The following is a 16,706-nucleotide window of genomic DNA, read 5'->3' as shown; positions in this document are numbered from 1 at the left end:
CGTAATTAGCCCGTAATTCAAATTACCCTCTTGATTTACTGCCACATACAGTTACATATTTGCTAATGAAGTTTTCACGCATCTAGCGTCATTAATCATTAAAAATATGTCACCTATGGAAAATCAAGCATTTATTTCCAAACAAGTTCTAAATGAATTAAAACAAATCAAAACCCTACTGGCAGAAAACAAAACCGTTTTTAATGTTGAAGAACTGGCTCAGTACACCGGGCTATCCAAAAGCAAAATTTACAAACTGCTCAGTAAAAAACTTATTCCAACCGGTACCAATGCCAACATCCGGCAAAAGTTCTTTTATAAAAAAGACATAGATCTCTGGCTAATGGGTATTTCCAGAGATGAACTGGAAGCGGAAGAAGAATTCAACAACTCATTATCAAGGAACAGAAAAGCATAACCACAAATACATTTTGAAATGAGCGATATGCCGTATATCCGTGTTGGAACTTCCTATTTCAAGAAAGTTAAAGCTCCCACCATTTCGGGAGATTTTAACGAAATTCTTGTGCCATGGAACATCGATACCATAAAACAGGATTTTGGAAAAACTTATGTGGCGGATATTCCGAAATATGATGGGTTTACTTGTATTCCCAATCATATCAATTTCAAACAGGTCTGCTCGGGTTTCTACAACAAGTACTCACCTTTGAGCAACAAACCAAAGAAAGGATCAATTGATGTTTCAACACTTTTTGTAAAACACATTTTCGGAAATCAATACGAACTGGGATTGGATTATTTGCAGTTGCTTTATCAAAAACCGGTGCATATTCTTCCGATTCTTTGCCTTGTGTCAAAGGAAAGGTCAACCGGGAAGAGTACTTTTCTGAAATGGCTTAAAGCAATTTTTGAAAATAACCTTACCTACCTGACAAACGATAGTTTTGGAAGCCAGTTTAATTCCGACTGGGCGAATAAACTTCTGATCTGTATCGATGAAGTTCTTTTTAATAAAGAAGAACTGACCGAGCGGATTAAATACCTCAGCACTACCAACCACAATAAAATGGAAGCCAAAGGTAAAGACAAGATCGAGGTAGAATTCTTTGGAAAGTTTATTCTATGCAGTAATAACGAAGATAATTTCATAAAAATTGATGCTGCCGAAGAACGTTTCTGGGTACGAAAGATTTCAAAGTTTGAAACTGAAGATACTGATCTATTAGATAAACTGGTTAAGGAGATACCTGCCTTTCTTTTCTTTTTAGACAACAGGAAACTTTCATCTCCTCGATTTACCCGGATGTGGTTTACTCCTGCTCAAATCAGAACCCGTGCTTTACAAAACCTTATCCGGCATAACAGAAGCCGGGTAGAGAAAGAACTGGCCAGTATTTTATTTATGGTAATGGAGAAGTATGATTTGGATGAAGTGGAGTTTTGTCCCCAGGATGCCATGTTTGCCGTCAACCAAACAAGGGTAAAAACTGACCTCACACAAATCCGACACTTGCTGAAAAAAGAATGGAAGCTTACTCCAAAATCCAATTCGCTGACCTACGAAAAGTTTGCCATCTGGAACCGGGGAGAGATAACAAGGGAAACCGATACCGGTCGCTTTTACACGGTGAAAAAGGAATTTTTATTGGAAAATTTTGATGAATTGATGAATGAGTAAACTATGCTGTTGAAAATAAAAAGATTAACTGCTCATCAAAATCTCATCAAACATTCATCAAAATAAAAAATGATGAGAACAGGAAAGAAATACAAAAAACAAAATGATGAAACGATGAGAAATTGATAAGATATAAGCAGCTGATAGAGAGATGAATTAGCTATCCTCTCATCAATTTATCAAAAAATAACAGAAATACTACTGATGAAAAAAGAAAAACTACAATGCGATACAGCCCGTGAAATTCCGATAACAGAATTTCTGAAAAGATCCGGATACTCACCGGTTAAAGAAAACCAACATTCAGCCTGGTACCTTAGCCCGATTAGAAAGGAAAATGAAGCCTCATTTAAGGTTTCCAAAGTTCTTAACCGCTGGTTCGATCATGGAATTGGCAAAGGTGGAAACATTATCGATCTGGTAATCGAAATGAATAACAGCTGCAGTGTCAGTGAAGCACTGGCGATTCTGTCTAAAAACATTCCATCTTTCTCTTTTCAACAGCAGAATAATGTGGTTACGCCAACGCCTGAGCCGGAAATCCGGATCGATAAGATCCTCCCCATTCGGCACCCGGCTTTGATCAAATATTTATCGGAAAGAAAAATAGATATAAAAACTGCGGCACGATTTGCCAGCCAGGTTCATTATTCGATTAATCAAAAACGATACTTCGCTTTAGGTTTGGAGAATGTTTCGGGAGGCTGGGAACTTCGAAATCCGTATTATAAAAATGCTGCAGCACCAAAAGACTTTTCCTATTTCACAACAGGTAAACAATTGTTGAGTGTTACCGAAGGCATGTTTGATTTTTTTAGTTTGCTAATGCTTTATCCTGGCTTACCACACCAATCAGATTTTTTAGTATTGAATTCTGTTTCGTTTATCAACCGCATCCATAAGATTGCCCAAACTTATCCGAAAGCTGGTCTCTATCTCGATAATGATTCAGCTGGTAAAAAAGCGACCAAACAGTTATTGGCCGATCTAACGAACAGTGTCGATATGTCGGCCATCTATAAAAACACAAAAGATCTGAATCAGCTGTTGATAGCCCGAAACCAACGTCTGCGGAGGTCTCCGTGGTAAGCCATGTCGAGAGGTGCCCAGGTTGCACCATGGGCATCTCTCGCTTTGCTCCCAGGCTCGCAAAGGGGCGCACAGCGCAGGTAAAATTTACAATTTTAAAGTTCAAAAATCATGAGAGTTCGAACAAAATATATCTCGTTTAGAGTTAGCAATATCGAAAAAAGAGCCATCACATTGGCTGCACAGGAATGTGGTTTAGGTACCAGTGAGTTTGCCCGACGGGCATCCCTGAACATGAAAGTAACTCTGCGTTTTTCTCCCGAAGAATTGGAGGTGTACAATAACCTGCACTCCTACCATCGCAACTTTACGGCCATTGGGAACCTGGTAAGAAGCAAACATTTTAATAAGAATGAAACCATTCTCCGGGAACTGGAAGAAGTAATTAAACTGATTAAAATCCACCTTGGAAAGTTTGAGCAATGATCGGAAAAGCAAAAAGCATCTCACATACGGTTAATGCTGTCAATTACGCCATGAAAAAGCCCGGAGCCAAGGAGATCAGCCGGAATAAAGTTGCAGGCGAAACTCCCAGAGAAATTGCAACGGAGTTCAGGATTTTTCAGAACCTGAATTCCAAGTGCGGGAAGAATACTTTTTCCATGGTTTTAAGTCCATCCATTCCTGACGGTGATAAACTTAACAATACTGATTTTGCAAAACTGGCCGGAGACTTTCTGAAACGCATGAAATTGGACGATCATCAGTTTATTTCTTTTCTGCATACCGATGAGAAACACAAGCACCTGCACATTTTCGTCAACCGTATTGATTTTGACGGGAAAGCGTACAAGGACCACTTTATCAGCAAAAAGGTGCAGCGAATTGCTGAAAGTGTGGCTAAAGAATGGGGATTTACTACTGCCAAAGAAATTCAGCAGCAAAAAGAACAACGACTGGGCAACTACATTAAAGAAGCCCACCTACGGGTTTTGACAGTAATGCCCCGAGATATTAATGATTATGCCCAATTGATGGAAGAGTATGGAATCCAAACGCACAGGAGAATTGCCTCTGATGGAAAAGTTGTTGGGTTGAAATTCCAGATTGGAGAGGAAACCATAAAAGGCAGTAGTGTTGGCCGGGAGTTTAGTGCTGCCAATCTGCAAAAACAGATTCTGCAAAATTATGAAATGATGTACCGTGCTGAACGAGAAAAACAAAGAAAACAACAACAACAAAACCGTCCTTCAAGGGATTTTGGAATAAGCTTTTAATACCATGAGAAAAAATTTATCGCAACAAAAATTACTGGAGATTTTAACCTCCGAAATTGAAACACTCAAACAAACCACTGAGAATATAAATGAGATTGCTCCTGAAATTGCCAGGCAATTACAGATTCTTAAAACAACAAAAGTTAAAATAGGTGTGGACACTAACAAACTGGAACAACTTTTGGAAGATCATAAGCGGAAGTTGGAAAAGAGTGTTGTTATTCCGAGGTGGTTTTGGATATTATTTGGCGCAGTTATTATCTTGTTAATTATGTAAAATATTTTCAACTTCTGATTTCTTTTATTAGTTTTCGTTTACAAATCTAACATATGAAAACTTGTATTTGGTGTAATAAAAGTACCCCTCATATTTCTTTCAATAAAAAGGCCCACATTGTCCCACAGTCTATGGGAGGTACTGAAATATGCGAAAATGTTTGTGATAGCTGTAACCATTTCTTTGGAGCAAATCACGATGGCGTTCCCCCAATTGAACTTGTTTTCAAAGAAACTTTCAATATAACTAGAGCAAGACTTCTTGGTAAAAGTAATATAGGTAAAAACAAAGCATTATCAAGATTCAAATCAGTTTATTTCAATGTTGATTTTGTGAAGAACAGAATTGATGTTAAACCATCTTTCAAATTACAAACAGGGTTTCAATCAATTCTTTGTCATCAGTTTAAAAGAAGTATCTACAAAATATTTTTAGAAGAAAACGAGAGAGTGAATGGAAATTCCAGGGATGACAAATATGACTTTATCCGTGAATTTGCACGGTTTAACATCGGAGACTATCCGGTCCTTTATTATCAAAGTAAAGTTCCTTTCCTGTTAAGCTCTAAAGATGAACCCCAAAAACCCAATTTTTATTTTCAAAAAAAGTTCGTGTATTTAGATGATGAGCATGGATTCTTTGACACATATTATTTAGGACATGTATTTGGATTTCCAATAATTAGAAACTGGGAATTAGTATTTGATAATTATATTTCTCAGTCACTAAAACAAAAGGAACGTTTTTATAAAAGACCTATTTCAATTAAATATCTAACAGATATAGATCTAACTTTGTCATTTATGAATGCCTAATCGGACTAATTAACAATAATGCCAATTAGTCACTTTTCTGTTTATCTTACTGCCATTTATTGGGAAAAATTGGCAGGTAATAACAATTAAATGGAACGGCACTATTATTGAACAAAAGACCATCAGGATTGTTGAAGGGAAATTTCAACCTACGCCTGATGGTACTTTTCTGTTTTGCGACCGCAAAAGTAATTATTTCAGACAATTAGCCAAAAGAAATTTTCCAGCAGGGATTAGTCCAACTGTATTAATTGGGTTAGTGATAAAACCATTGGAGGGTTAAAAGATGGCTAAAAAGGCTACCAGCAAAAAGGCGGCTTCAGCAGCTTCCAAAGTTTTGCGTGATGGAAGAACAGGCAAAGCAAGTAAAACTGCTGCAGGCAGTGCTTTATCGCAAAGGGAAAAAAGAAAAAAGTAACCAGAACTATTTCGGGAACAAATGCCAACTTTTTGAAGTTGAGCTGAACTACTGACCATACTCTATTCGAGTGCTTGATAACCATACAGGAATGATATTATTTTTCTCATTCCTGTATTGTATATGAAAAAACATTTTCATAACACAAAGTTGATACGTAATGCCAAATTACTACGTAAATAAAAATGCCCAGACAAACGGAGACCACGAGGTACATGAAACTGGTTGCAGCTACATGCCATTGGACGAGAATAGGATTTACCTTGGCTTTTTCTATAATTGTGCAGATGCAGTGAAGGAAGCACGCAAATATTACAATCAGGTTAATGGTTGCTATTATTGTAGTCGCCCTTGCCATACAGGATAGAATCTATTTCGTGCAGAAATTAATTAAGCCGGCTTAGCATAGTTTGAGCCGGCTTTTTTATAATTACTTTTAAGAGGTAATTTCCTAATATTCATCTAGATCCTCTCACCTAATATGCCCCTATTTAATGGTTGTTAGATCTCATTTGCGTACTACCTTCTCATAAAAATCTGATTTAAAAAAAACAAGCCAACGGGGTTTTCAAAAGCTTCTGACATGACCTATCACTCCAAAGTTCTTAAGACTTTTCAGTTCAACAAATGTCAACCTTAGGACCAATCTATGATACGTCTGAATTTATATCCTTAATGACGAAATAAGCCGCTTCTAGTTTCTGCTGTAGCAACTGTAGAATTTCATCCATGAAAAATAGTTTATCCGTAGTTAACATTGAAATCCCATGGTAAAACCGATTGTAGTTACCCAGTTCTGTAAAGAAGTTTTCTCCACTACATTTTTCAAATAGAAACTCCATTTTCTCAAGCCTTGGTTCAGCGTATACACAGAGTCTCCAAAAATTAGAAGCTGGTAGATAATGAGCGAGGTAGCTTAACTTTGAATAAATAAAAGTCCTTAATATTCTTAGTACAGCACGACCAAATAATTCGCCCAATCCTTCCATATTGTCATCCTCTGTATTGTCTCTTAAAATAAAATACTGAGCCGCCATTTTTATTGAAGACAGGTAATAATGGTCTAAATCAGGATATTCAGGTGTATAAGGATTTTCCCAGTGAATGGCAGGATGATTTTTATTGGATTGATACCTAAGGTTTTCCGGCACCATTACTTTTTTGAAAAAAGCCTGATGATAAAACAGATTTGTCTGAATCCAAATCCGGGTGTGTCCAATAAGCACGACCTCTAGTTTACCTTCAGATTTTGCTTTTACAGGTTGCCCGATCTGATTCAGAATTTCTGTTCCAAGACCTTTTCCGATTATTAGAAGAAAATAGGTAGTTGTATAATGATTCTTGGACTGATGAAATAAATAGATCTCTTCAACCTCGTGAATTTCTACTACCTTAGAAATTATAGAAGAAAGCTCTTTATCTTCTGTTGAAGAACCGGTATCGTCAGTACTCTTTTGTATCAGAGCATCGGATTTAAGTTGTTTTTTAAGCTCCAGAAAACGATCTGAAACCAATTTGTGAAGTTGCAGCTCTGCTTCAACAATACTTTCAAATAAACTTTCATTGAGCTGCACTTCATCTCCATTTTCTGCCACTTCTTTAGCTTTTTCGAGTTCCGAAACAAGGTAATACTCCTTCCCGCTTTTTTTAACAAATACTCCATCAATGCGGGGGACAAAATGAGCTAGTTGTTTGATTCTTTCATGCAAGTCAAGAGTATCAAAGGCATGCCCGATAAAGAGGATTTCAAGGAAACGGATAGTATATTCATAAATGTCCAGGTAGGAAATAAACATTGCCGTAAGCGAACCTCGGCTTTGAAAACGATTGGCTTCGGATAAAAGGATATCCCGGTCATGATAATAACTTTCCCTGTATCTTTTAAAACTCTTTTTAAAGGAGGCCCAGTCGGTTTCGGGACAGTCTTTTGCCTTTGGATTTTGATATTTGATGGCTGACCTCCGGCAATAGCAGGCCATAAAGGGATTACCTGTACGGTATTCAAAATTCATCTTCCCATGGAAAATAACATGAAATAATGTATTGCTCTCATTCCTTCTGTTACGAATCCATTTTCGGGATTCTATCTTTTCCACTTGTTTGGGGTCGGAAGTAATAATCGTAATGTGTGAAGGTTCACTTGTTTTGGCCGTGTAATAGAAAATGTAGACTATCGGGAATTCGCGGATTAACTGGTATAGTTTTTCTCTTAATGCTTTATTCTCCACCTTTGAGAATCCTGATTCTGTGTTTGTTTTCGTATCAGAAAGACATTTAGCAAACAGGAAGTTTTTATCTGGACTTTCTTTTTCCAATTGGACAGACGACATATTTTTCTGTAATTTCGGATAATTCATCTTTCTATTTTTTTATTTGTGTTGGTTAATAATCCATTTTGATCTTTCATGATACCTAAAGAATCATGCATTGCATTAATATTCCCTCAATGTGGTAGGACTACTTTCTCAAGGTCCGATTTGGCATATTCAGTATCTAGATATTTGTTTTCAAAATATTCAAAAAAATCCCACTTAGGATATTAATATGCCTTAAAAGCTAAACAAAGATATTAAAAATATTTAAATGAATACAGCAGGGCATAAAATAATGCCAAAAGCATGCTATTTAAAGTCTTTATATTTGCATAATAAGTGATTAACAATGGATAGACATATATTTAATCGTATTAAAGCCGTTTTAGCAGAAAAAGGAAAAACAAATAACTGGCTTGCAGATGAACTCAATATGAATAGAACAACTATTTCTAAATGGTGTAGAAACGAAATGCAGCCTAGAATAGAAACATTATTCCAAATAGCTAAAGTACTTGAGGTTGATGTAAGGGAACTATTGATTTCTACCAAAAAGTAGATACTAATCCTACTTCTGGGCACATTTTAAGAAACTAAAAAACAGCAGAGCGCTTAAATCATTGATTTTAAGCGCTTTTAATTTTTAGTAAAATACCAATAAAGGCCATATATAGCCTTATTTGGAGGGACCACAGAGGGACCATAGCAGTTTTCACAAAATCATGGTCCCTCGAAACTCTATAATTATTTGATTTTTAACATTTTATTTGATTCTTTTTGGTACTATTTACTGTTTTCATTTTACTCAATATTCAGTAGTTTTAAGCATCAACCGGAATCATTTATTAACAATTTAAAAGGAGGTAATTATGAGAGTTATTATCCATTTTTATCCTCGAAAATCGAGGTTAAATGATGATGGTCAACTGCCCATCTATGTCAGATTCACGGTTAAATCAAAAAGAGTAGATCTTTCCACCGGATTGTTTATTCAACCCAAACATTGGAGTGACGCAAAAGGAAGAGTTAAAGACCGCGCTCCGAATGCGTATACTGTCAATGAAAGACTTGATAAACTAAAAACCGAAATTCAAGATTATTTCAATCAATTAAGATCAAGCGGAGAAGATTATTCAGTAAAAACAATCAAGGATTATTTATTACAAGTAACTAACTCAAAAGGAATATTGGAGATTTTCGATTATTACCTTGAAAGTATCCTTGCTAAATTAAATAAAGGCTACTCAATGGAGACGTACAAACATTATAAGTCGTCGAGAAAAAGACTGGCAACTTTTATCCGATATAAGTATAAACAAAGTGACTTCCCTGTTGAAAAAATAAAATTTACATTTTTAGATGCTTTTGATGTATATCTAAAACAAAAATTTAAAGTCCATCAGAATACAGCATGGAATTACCATAAACATTTAAGAAGAGTACTAAACCTGGCTATTTCTATGGAGCATATTTCAAAAAATCCATACAATAAGTATAAGGTAGGACTTGAGCCGACGCATAGAGAAATTCTGACGATTGAAGAACTTACACGAATAGAGGAAAAAGAAATACAGATTGAACGTCTTTCAGTTGTTCGCGATATTTTTGTTTTTACATGTTACACCGGTCTCTCTTATTCTGATATTTATAAATTAAACAAAAGTCATCTGCATAAAGGGATCGACAAAAAAGACTGGATTATTATTGATCGGACCAAGACCAGCAATCGTTGCCGGATTCCACTAATACCTGAAGCAAAAAGAGTCTTAAATAAATATTCGAACTATCCGAAAAACGAAAATAGCGGAAAATTGCTTCCAGTTTTAACTAATCAGAAAATGAATAGTTACCTCAAAGAATTGGGTGATATCTGCAACATCAATAAGGACATTACGATGCATATCGCCAGGCATACTTTTGCAACTTCTGTAACATTGGCAAACGGAGTTCCTATTGAAACTGTCTCGAAAATCCTTGGACACACATCGTTAAAAACAACCCAGATTTATACAAAAGTTCTGGATCAGAAAATCTCAGAAGATATGGATTTGCTTCAAACAAGACTTAGTGAAAAGAAAAAAGCAATTTGATGAATAACATTTCAATGTCCGTTGCCTAAATCGCAATGGACATTGTTTTTAAAAAACATTTCATATTTCTTCAAAAACCTTAATTCGAAGAATTAATCAAGCTTTTAATCGACAGATTAAAAGTCCGTGCCGGATAGGCACAAGGGATTTTGTGAAACAAGATCACATCTTGCCAACCCCTCCCCCACCAACTAAATCATTCACCTGAGGTTAAGAATATGAAAACAGGCTCTATTGATTTTATTTTGTAAAATAAAATATCCCCAAAAGAGAAGAAAAAAAGAAAAAAAAGAAAAGAAAGTCTTAGACTTGCCATCCGGGATTAAATACAAGGCTGCCTTGAAAACTATTAGCCTTTAAGCTCCGTATTCAGTTTATACAGTCAGGGCATTTACTTTAGCCTTGTATTTAAATATGGGACGGATGGTGCGAAGGATGGCTAACTTTGGCTTTCTTTTTTTGTTTTCCACCTTTCAAATTTATATAACTACAACAACATGATAGGTGGGCAGGCTGCAGGAAAGTACAGTCCTGCCGTGAAACAAAGGGGCTGTTCTTTCCGTGTGATGCCTAAGGCTTTTCACATATAAAGACAAAACAACGCCGGTTCCATGAAGTATTAACAAATGGAGGTGAATTGAAGGCTGGGAGTGTGATATGCCGTGGTATAGGGAAATCTAAAAAACTTTTAATAGCTCTTTTTTTCGTGGGCGAAAGATTTACTTTCTCGATTACCAACGCACTTCCTGTCGCAATTCCAGTAGCACTTCCTGTATCAAATTTGATACAGGAAACTTCGAAGCCAGTTTTAAGTTACCAGAATCTTTAATCAAGCAAGTGAGAACCGATTAAAACACTCAAAACCGAAAACTTACAAATATCCAAATAGAATATTGTAAATCTAAATATATTTATGAAATGAGTTGCAAGCCTACATAGATTAGGACCCGTATCAATGCTTGTTATTAATATATTTTTTCCTTGCTGTCACCCTTTCATCCTCCTTATGAGACATTTATTACGAAGATTTTAAATAAAAATGATACACAAATTCAACAACTAAACAAAATTATTCAAGGATGAAACTTAAACTACTCTCACTTTTATTTCTATTTCACTTTTCGATTTATGCGCAAAACAGAGAACATGCTTTCGAGCTCAATAAACAACTGGGGCGTGGAATAAACTTTGGTGGTATGTTTGAAGGCTTCAGTAACTCGGTAAGCAGTGGCAAATGGAAACCTGAGTATGCCCAAATGGTTGCCAATCTCGGTTTTAATCATGTGCGTATTCCTATTCGCTGGGAACCCGAAGGACGTAGCAATCCGGAAGCACCTTACAACATTAATCCCCAATTTCTGGATCAGATAAAAGAAGTGGTTGATTCCTGCCTCAATAATGGAATGTTTGCTATCATAAATATGCACCATCACGAGGCACTTTTTGATGATCCCAATGGACAAAGAGAACGCTTTCTCTCGCAGTGGAAGCAGATCTCTGAGTACTTTAAAGACTACTCCTATAAATTGATTTTCGAGATATTAAACGAACCGCACGGTCACCTTACTCCCGATAAATGGAATATATTTTTATCCGATGCACTTGCTGCCATTCGCATTGATAGTCCGGACCGGATTGTTTCGATTGGCTCTGCCGACTGGGGAGGTCTTGGCAGTATCTCAGAACTAGAGCTTCCGGACGATGAAAACATTATTCTAACCATCCACTACTACAATCCCTTTAGTTTTACCGGTCAAGGTGCTAGTTGGATTGAAGGTTCAGATGCATGGCTAGGCACAAAATGGAACAACACAGAACCTGAACGCCAACGAGTTCAAAATGATTTTGCTCCGTTAAAGACGTTAGAGGAGAAACAGAATATTCCCATTCATATCGGGGAATTTGGTTCTTATAGTACTGCTGACGATGCTTCGCGGGAAAAATGGACAACTTACATAGCGAGATATGTCGAGTCGCAAGGCTGGAGTTGGGCATACTGGGAATTTCGTGACGGCTATGGCATTTACAACCCAATTACCAACAGATATTACAATTTTTTGGTAGATGCCTTACTACACAATCCAATGCCCGAAGCCGCATATTATGCTGCAACACCGGTGTATACATCTGATTTTTCGAGGGGAAATTCAGAATGGGACCTGAGAAATAATAGTGGTGCAGTATCCACACAACAGGATAAAAACGACCAAATGGTAATTTCCATTTCAACGGCCAGTAGCTCGGAGTGGCATATTCAGCTGGTAAAATACAATGTAAAACTGGAAGCCGGAAAGAAATACCGTGTTCGTTTTAAGGCACGGGCTGACAACGAACGTTCCATTACTGCATATGTTGGCGAGGGTGCTGCCCCCTGGGGAGCATACAGCAATTATAACACAATTACCCTGAACGATATTCTGGAAGAGTATTCTTACACTTTCAACATGACAAAAGACGATAACAATGCACGCATTAAATTCGATTTGGGAGCTTCTGATTCGGATATCTATTTTGAATCAATCATTCTTGAAGCGATAGAATTAGAAACGCCAACCACAGTTTCCCTTCACGCCGAGGTAAAAACAAAGGTCTTTCCCAATCCTGCCACAAATCAATTATGCGTGAGTAACTCCGATGATTTTGAACAACTGATAATTAGTAATGCCAACGGCACAATTGTTTTGTCAAAACAATTAAGTGAACACTTAAACCAGATTGGAATAAGTCAGATGCCGCCAGGAATATATTTTGTGACCTTACTGAATCAACACAATCGCTTCACAACAAAAATGATCAAGAATTAAGTATAGATCTGGCAATATAAATTTCAATTTCTTAGTTTGAGGAATGAAAAAGGCCCGCGCAACGCGAGGCCTTTTTTGTTTAACCCGAAACATATAAAGTGGCTCTTTTTAACAGCCTGCTTATTCCAACATTCCTTCCTCAACAGATTCTGCTTCATATTTTTTCAAATCAGTTACCTCATCAGGATTCTTCACTGCTGCATGTGCAGCATGCTGAGCTATTTCAATTTTATACGAATCTACTCCTGCAGGAGCATAAGAATTACGCGTTACGTTCTTCTTAAATATCTTTTCGAACCACGTACATGCTACAGTATACCGACCGTAAGTTGTTTCAAGATGGTAACCATCACGATTGAAATGATCTCCAATACACGATGTGCGACCATTCTGTATAGCTGTTCCCGAAGGAATTATAATGTCAATATCAACCAAATCTGCAGCACGGTCTATCGCGTCAACTAAAGATTTATACATTTCATCTTGGTCATTATTGTAATTCGGAAAAGCCTTGTGCGTTGAGTTTTTAGCATACGCCCAGGTCTGGTGCAGCATTATTTTCATTTTCCGATTTGTTGCATGTGTTTTAACGTAATCAACAAGCCCGGGCAACGATTTTTTAAAAGTCTCGTATTGCCCCGAATTACTGCTCACTTGTTGTAAACTTATATAATCCCATTTTTCATCAGCGATAGCTTCTGCCAGACTGGTCTTCGGACGGTTAGTTTTTGTGCTATTTTCAATCTTTCGATAGTCGTATACTGGACTATCTTTTGTTGCATTTTTCAAGTGAGTTGCCAAGGAACAACCGCCAATGTAACAATTTCCAATCACTACAAAAATACCTTCAGCATCAGCCAATTCATACAAATATTGCTCAACGGCATCTTGCGAGAAACTGTTTCCGATCGCTAATATGCGTATCGTCTTATTCTTCTTGAATAATGGCTGACCGTTTGCAATTTCAGTTGGCTTTTCTGCTCTTTGTAAATTAGCTGAGTATCCTGTTACCGATGTAAGAAACAGAATAAACAGTATAGCTAAAATCCGCTCTGTATATTTTCTAAAATGTATTTTATTCATTCTTATCATTTTATTAGCTCAATTCTCACAGATTCACAATGCATTTTTTGTCAAAGGATTTATAATCGATAAAACTCCTCCCATCCTTTTCGAGGAGGTGTTCCAACCAATAGCTCATTCGCCAATCTGTTGTTCGTAATTTGTTTTGATTTTCTGTCGAATTTTATTTTAGTATTCAGTCGTTGTGCCAATGTCCCTAACACAAAAACCTGGCTGAGTGGACCAGATACTTCAAACGGTGACCTCGTTTTCTCCTCTCCTCTGCACGCCAACACAAAGTTTTCAAAGTGGTTGGAAGGACTTTCTGGTACATCTGGTAAATGCTTTTTAACTTCCTCTGCTTTTTCTGATGGCAGAATAGATAATGTGGTACCATGAGAACCACCTTTGAAAACAAGATCTTTGCTGTAAATGATTTTGCCGGGGTTCAGGTTTCGTGTTTCGATCTGACCTGTACTTGTAGCAGGAATATCAGCTGCCAATTCTGATTTGCCATAATTCTCGGGCAGCTCGGGTTGGTTATCTACTCCGTCGTACCAGCTTATTGTAAGCGGTGGCATACCTTTTCTTTTCGGGAATTTAAAATCGAGCGTAGTTGCCTGCGGATAAAACAGCGGATTATGGCCTTCTACTATTACCGGATCAACCTCGTATGGTAAGCCCAAATCTAGAAACTCGTGAATGGTATCAATTATATGAGCTCCCCAGTCGCCTAGTGCTCCCATACCGAAATCGTACCAGCATCGCCATTGCCCATTTATAAAATCGTGGTTATAATCATGGTGCTGCGATGTGCCCAACCAAGTATCCCAATCCAATGTTCCAGGAATTGCTTCAGCTTTTGGGAAAGTCTTCATGCCAGTGTCCCATCCATGCCATCTACGTGCACTATTCATGTGCGCCACCACTTTTGTTACGTCTTTTATAATACCTTTCTCCACCCAGGTTTTAAACTGAAAATAGTTAGCATCCGAGTGCCCCTGGTTGCCCATCTGCGTAGCAACCTTATATTTGTTAGCTGCTTTTATCAGCAATTCCGATTCCTGAAAAGTGCGTGTCAAGGGTTTTTCCGTATACACGTTCTTCCCCATCGACATAGCAAGAATAGTGATCGGGAAATGCGAGAAATCGGGTGTTCCAACAACAACAGCATCAAATGTCTTCGCTGCTTTATCGAACATCAAACGAAAATCCTGAAATTGTGTTGCTTTTGGATTTGCATCGATGGAGGCCTGTGTATGTTTGGCTCCCATATCAGTATCGCACATGGCAACATTATTTACCATTCCCGTATTCATAAAATCTTTAAGAATCTGTCCTCCCCGGTTTCCAATTCCACAGAAAGCGAGGTTAACTTTATCGTTGGGCATTACCCTTCCTGGTTTTCCAAAAACGACATAGGACGGAAGAATAGTTACTGCTCCTAATCCTAGTGATGTTTTTTTAATAAATGCTCTTCGGTTATGATTCGCTGTTTTATTCATCTCAATAACTTTTTTTGATTTGTTCTTAATGGCTAACCGGGCAGAATTAATCCAATGGTCTAATTTTAATATTGCGGAACTGTACCTCATTTCCATGATCCTGCAAGAGAATGTGTCCGTCTTCAAAATCTCCAAAATTCTCCCATTGCTGATATTTGCTATAATCGACCAGTGCCTGCCACATTTGTGTATTACGCTCGTATTCTACCACTTTTATTCCGTTCAGAAAATGGCTCACCTTATTGCCGCGAACTTCAACACGTGCCCGGTTCCACGAACCAATTCCATTGAATAGTTTAACCTGCAGGTTTGGATCGAAATAGCTTCCGTCAGCCGGAATCAGATCGTACAAGGATCCTAATGTGCGATTACGCAGAACACCAAGCTTTGCATCGGGATGGTTTTTATCATCCAGAAGCTGAAACTCGCATCCGATTGCTGAGCCTTCTCCTTGATTAATGTTTCCCTGTACAAAATATTTTATTCCACTGTTGGCTCCTTCAGTAAGTTTAAAATCCACTTCGAGAATAAAATTTTTATAACGTTCAATTGTTATAATGTCGCCACCGTTACCCGACTCTGCTCCATCGGCATTTTCAACCACCAGTTTACTATCTTCGATATGCCAGCCTTTTTCTGGAAAGTTTTCCAACTTTACACCACGCCAGCCTTTGGTCGTTTTTCCATCCCAAAGCAGTTTCCAGCCTTCTTCTTGCTCACGTTGCGTGAGTTTGTTAGTCAAGTAACTCACCTCAGCCACCTCTTCTGGCATTTCTATACGATTTTCATCCAGATTTTCGGACATGATGCGAACATCTTTCCATCGAATTTCCTTGCCAGCATGTGCGGTATTATTTCCAATAGAATGCGCCTGTAATCCAATAAATCCTTCAGCCGTCTTATCGTCAACCAGATTTGCTACGGGAACTCCATTTAACCAGGTTCGGATAGAATTACCAATGGCTTCAACCCTATAATTGTTCCATTGCCCCTTTTTGAATGCACTTTTTGCTGATTTGTTGTATTCCAGCGGATAGAGCCATCCCCGACGCCCTTCATCATAAATACCTGCTGACCAGGCCCGGTCGGAGTCATCACATTCAACCTGGTAACCGTGTACACGACCGTTTTGATAGTCAGGTAAACTGTTGCTACGAATCTGAACGCCGGAATTCAATCCTTCATCCATTTTCATTTCGTATTCCAAAATAAAATCTCCGTAATTGTTTTCGGTTACCAAAAATGTATTGGGTGTTCCGGTTTTGGATGTTCCCACTATCTCGCCATTTTCAACCTTGTATTCGGCGGTACCGTTTAAAACTGTCCAACCGTTCAGGTTATCCCCATTAAAAAGTTGTTTCCAACTCCCTTTGTCTGATTGGGTTTTACAGCTCATCAAAAATATCACAGCAACGAATGTTTGTAATATCAGTTTTATTGAATTTTTCATTCTTAAAATTTTGTTTATGTTACTT

The 16,706-nt window shown here is 37.6% G+C and carries 15 protein-coding genes; 11 read left to right on the top strand and 4 right to left on the bottom strand.

The window, feature by feature from the left end:
- Nucleotides 1-115 precede the first annotated feature (115 nt).
- The 8 genes from QZ576_RS05940 (at nucleotide 116) to QZ576_RS05905 (ending at nucleotide 5,458) form a co-directional block, all read left to right on the top strand.
- On the top strand, nucleotides 116-418 hold the full coding sequence (locus QZ576_RS05940) for a helix-turn-helix domain-containing protein (RefSeq protein ID WP_297095056.1): 303 nt from the start codon (nucleotides 116-118) through the stop codon (nucleotides 416-418).
- An 18-nt stretch (nucleotides 419-436) separates the two neighbouring features.
- Nucleotides 437-1,642 (top strand): primase-helicase family protein, encoded by a 1,206-nt coding sequence (locus tag QZ576_RS05935; protein ID WP_297095055.1) that lies wholly within the window; start codon nucleotides 437-439, stop codon nucleotides 1,640-1,642.
- Between the two features lie 204 nt (nucleotides 1,643-1,846).
- Nucleotides 1,847-2,731, top strand: coding sequence for a toprim domain-containing protein (locus tag QZ576_RS05930; RefSeq protein WP_297095054.1), 885 nt, complete (start codon nucleotides 1,847-1,849; stop codon nucleotides 2,729-2,731).
- 111 nt (nucleotides 2,732-2,842) lie between these two features.
- Entirely contained in the window at nucleotides 2,843-3,157 is a 315-nt protein-coding gene (locus tag QZ576_RS05925; protein WP_297095053.1) for a hypothetical protein, read from the top strand.
- Nucleotides 3,154-3,948: a relaxase/mobilization nuclease domain-containing protein gene (locus tag QZ576_RS05920; RefSeq protein ID WP_297095051.1), complete on the top strand. Its 795-nt coding sequence runs from the start codon at nucleotides 3,154-3,156 to the stop codon at nucleotides 3,946-3,948. The genes QZ576_RS05925 and QZ576_RS05920 overlap by 4 nt, the downstream gene beginning before the upstream one ends.
- Nucleotides 3,949-3,952: 4 nt before the next feature.
- Nucleotides 3,953-4,225: a hypothetical protein gene (locus QZ576_RS05915; RefSeq protein ID WP_297095049.1), complete on the top strand. Its 273-nt coding sequence runs from the start codon at nucleotides 3,953-3,955 to the stop codon at nucleotides 4,223-4,225.
- A 53-nt stretch (nucleotides 4,226-4,278) separates the two neighbouring features.
- A complete protein-coding gene (locus QZ576_RS05910) occupies nucleotides 4,279-5,040 on the top strand; it encodes an HNH endonuclease (RefSeq protein ID WP_297095047.1) in 762 nt (253 codons plus the stop codon).
- Nucleotides 5,041-5,326: 286 nt separating this feature from the next.
- Nucleotides 5,327-5,458, top strand: a complete 132-nt coding sequence (locus tag QZ576_RS05905; protein WP_297095044.1) for a hypothetical protein — start codon at nucleotides 5,327-5,329, stop codon at nucleotides 5,456-5,458.
- A gap of 647 nt (nucleotides 5,459-6,105) precedes the next feature.
- Here the strand turns inward: QZ576_RS05905 and QZ576_RS05900 are convergent.
- On the bottom strand, nucleotides 6,106-7,815 hold the full coding sequence (locus tag QZ576_RS05900) for a hypothetical protein (RefSeq protein ID WP_297095042.1): 1,710 nt from the start codon (nucleotides 7,813-7,815) through the stop codon (nucleotides 6,106-6,108).
- Between the two features lie 304 nt (nucleotides 7,816-8,119).
- Here QZ576_RS05900 and QZ576_RS05895 point away from each other — a divergent pair, with 304 nt between their 5' ends.
- The 3 genes from QZ576_RS05895 to QZ576_RS05885 all read left to right on the top strand — a co-directional run bounded on the left by QZ576_RS05895 (nucleotide 8,120) and on the right by QZ576_RS05885 (nucleotide 12,664).
- Nucleotides 8,120-8,329 (top strand): helix-turn-helix transcriptional regulator, encoded by a 210-nt coding sequence (locus QZ576_RS05895; RefSeq protein ID WP_297095041.1) that lies wholly within the window; start codon nucleotides 8,120-8,122, stop codon nucleotides 8,327-8,329.
- A gap of 310 nt (nucleotides 8,330-8,639) precedes the next feature.
- Nucleotides 8,640-9,860 carry a site-specific integrase gene (locus tag QZ576_RS05890; RefSeq protein WP_297095039.1) on the top strand — a complete coding sequence of 407 codons (1,221 nt, stop codon included), beginning with the start codon at nucleotides 8,640-8,642 and terminating at the stop codon, nucleotides 9,858-9,860.
- A gap of 1,079 nt (nucleotides 9,861-10,939) precedes the next feature.
- The gene (locus tag QZ576_RS05885) at nucleotides 10,940-12,664 is read left to right on the top strand and encodes a cellulase family glycosylhydrolase (protein ID WP_297095037.1); all 1,725 of its coding nucleotides are present in this window, start codon (nucleotides 10,940-10,942) and stop codon (nucleotides 12,662-12,664) included.
- Between the two features lie 120 nt (nucleotides 12,665-12,784).
- On the opposite strand, the gene QZ576_RS05880 is transcribed toward QZ576_RS05885, so the two are convergent.
- The 3 genes from QZ576_RS05880 to QZ576_RS05870 are packed head-to-tail and all read right to left on the bottom strand — an operon-like array spanning nucleotide 12,785 to nucleotide 16,681.
- A complete protein-coding gene (locus QZ576_RS05880; RefSeq protein ID WP_297095035.1) occupies nucleotides 12,785-13,747 on the bottom strand; it encodes a DUF4886 domain-containing protein in 963 nt (320 codons plus the stop codon).
- 59 nt (nucleotides 13,748-13,806) lie between these two features.
- Nucleotides 13,807-15,231, bottom strand: coding sequence for a Gfo/Idh/MocA family oxidoreductase (locus QZ576_RS05875; RefSeq protein WP_297095034.1), 1,425 nt, complete (start codon nucleotides 15,229-15,231; stop codon nucleotides 13,807-13,809).
- 46 nt (nucleotides 15,232-15,277) lie between these two features.
- On the bottom strand, nucleotides 15,278-16,681 hold the full coding sequence (locus QZ576_RS05870; RefSeq protein WP_297095031.1) for a DUF1080 domain-containing protein: 1,404 nt from the start codon (nucleotides 16,679-16,681) through the stop codon (nucleotides 15,278-15,280).
- Between the last annotated feature and the right edge of the window lie 25 nt (nucleotides 16,682-16,706).

The sequence above is a fragment of the uncultured Draconibacterium sp. genome, from assembly GCF_913060805.1.
In the GTDB taxonomy this organism is placed as follows: domain Bacteria; phylum Bacteroidota; class Bacteroidia; order Bacteroidales; family Prolixibacteraceae; genus Draconibacterium.
Note: the sequence above shows the minus strand (reverse complement) of the source record. Positions and strands in the feature narration are given on the sequence as shown.

Coding starts and splice junctions, on each gene's coding strand:
- QZ576_RS05920 (WP_297095051.1), top strand. CDS start 3,154: ATGATCGGAAAAGCAAAAAGCATCTCACATACGGTTAATGCTGTCAAT.
- QZ576_RS05915 (WP_297095049.1), top strand. CDS start 3,953: ATGAGAAAAAATTTATCGCAACAAAAATTACTGGAGATTTTAACCTCC.
- QZ576_RS05895 (WP_297095041.1), top strand. CDS start 8,120: ATGGATAGACATATATTTAATCGTATTAAAGCCGTTTTAGCAGAAAAA.
- QZ576_RS05880 (WP_297095035.1), bottom strand. CDS start 13,747: ATGAATAAAATACATTTTAGAAAATATACAGAGCGGATTTTAGCTATA.
- QZ576_RS05875 (WP_297095034.1), bottom strand. CDS start 15,231: ATGAATAAAACAGCGAATCATAACCGAAGAGCATTTATTAAAAAAACA.
- QZ576_RS05930 (WP_297095054.1), top strand. CDS start 1,847: ATGAAAAAAGAAAAACTACAATGCGATACAGCCCGTGAAATTCCGATA.
- QZ576_RS05885 (WP_297095037.1), top strand. CDS start 10,940: ATGAAACTTAAACTACTCTCACTTTTATTTCTATTTCACTTTTCGATT.
- QZ576_RS05890 (WP_297095039.1), top strand. CDS start 8,640: ATGAGAGTTATTATCCATTTTTATCCTCGAAAATCGAGGTTAAATGAT.
- QZ576_RS05905 (WP_297095044.1), top strand. CDS start 5,327: ATGGCTAAAAAGGCTACCAGCAAAAAGGCGGCTTCAGCAGCTTCCAAA.
- QZ576_RS05935 (WP_297095055.1), top strand. CDS start 437: ATGAGCGATATGCCGTATATCCGTGTTGGAACTTCCTATTTCAAGAAA.
- QZ576_RS05910 (WP_297095047.1), top strand. CDS start 4,279: ATGAAAACTTGTATTTGGTGTAATAAAAGTACCCCTCATATTTCTTTC.
- QZ576_RS05940 (WP_297095056.1), top strand. CDS start 116: ATGGAAAATCAAGCATTTATTTCCAAACAAGTTCTAAATGAATTAAAA.
- QZ576_RS05870 (WP_297095031.1), bottom strand. CDS start 16,681: ATGAAAAATTCAATAAAACTGATATTACAAACATTCGTTGCTGTGATA.
- QZ576_RS05900 (WP_297095042.1), bottom strand. CDS start 7,815: ATGAATTATCCGAAATTACAGAAAAATATGTCGTCTGTCCAATTGGAA.
- QZ576_RS05925 (WP_297095053.1), top strand. CDS start 2,843: ATGAGAGTTCGAACAAAATATATCTCGTTTAGAGTTAGCAATATCGAA.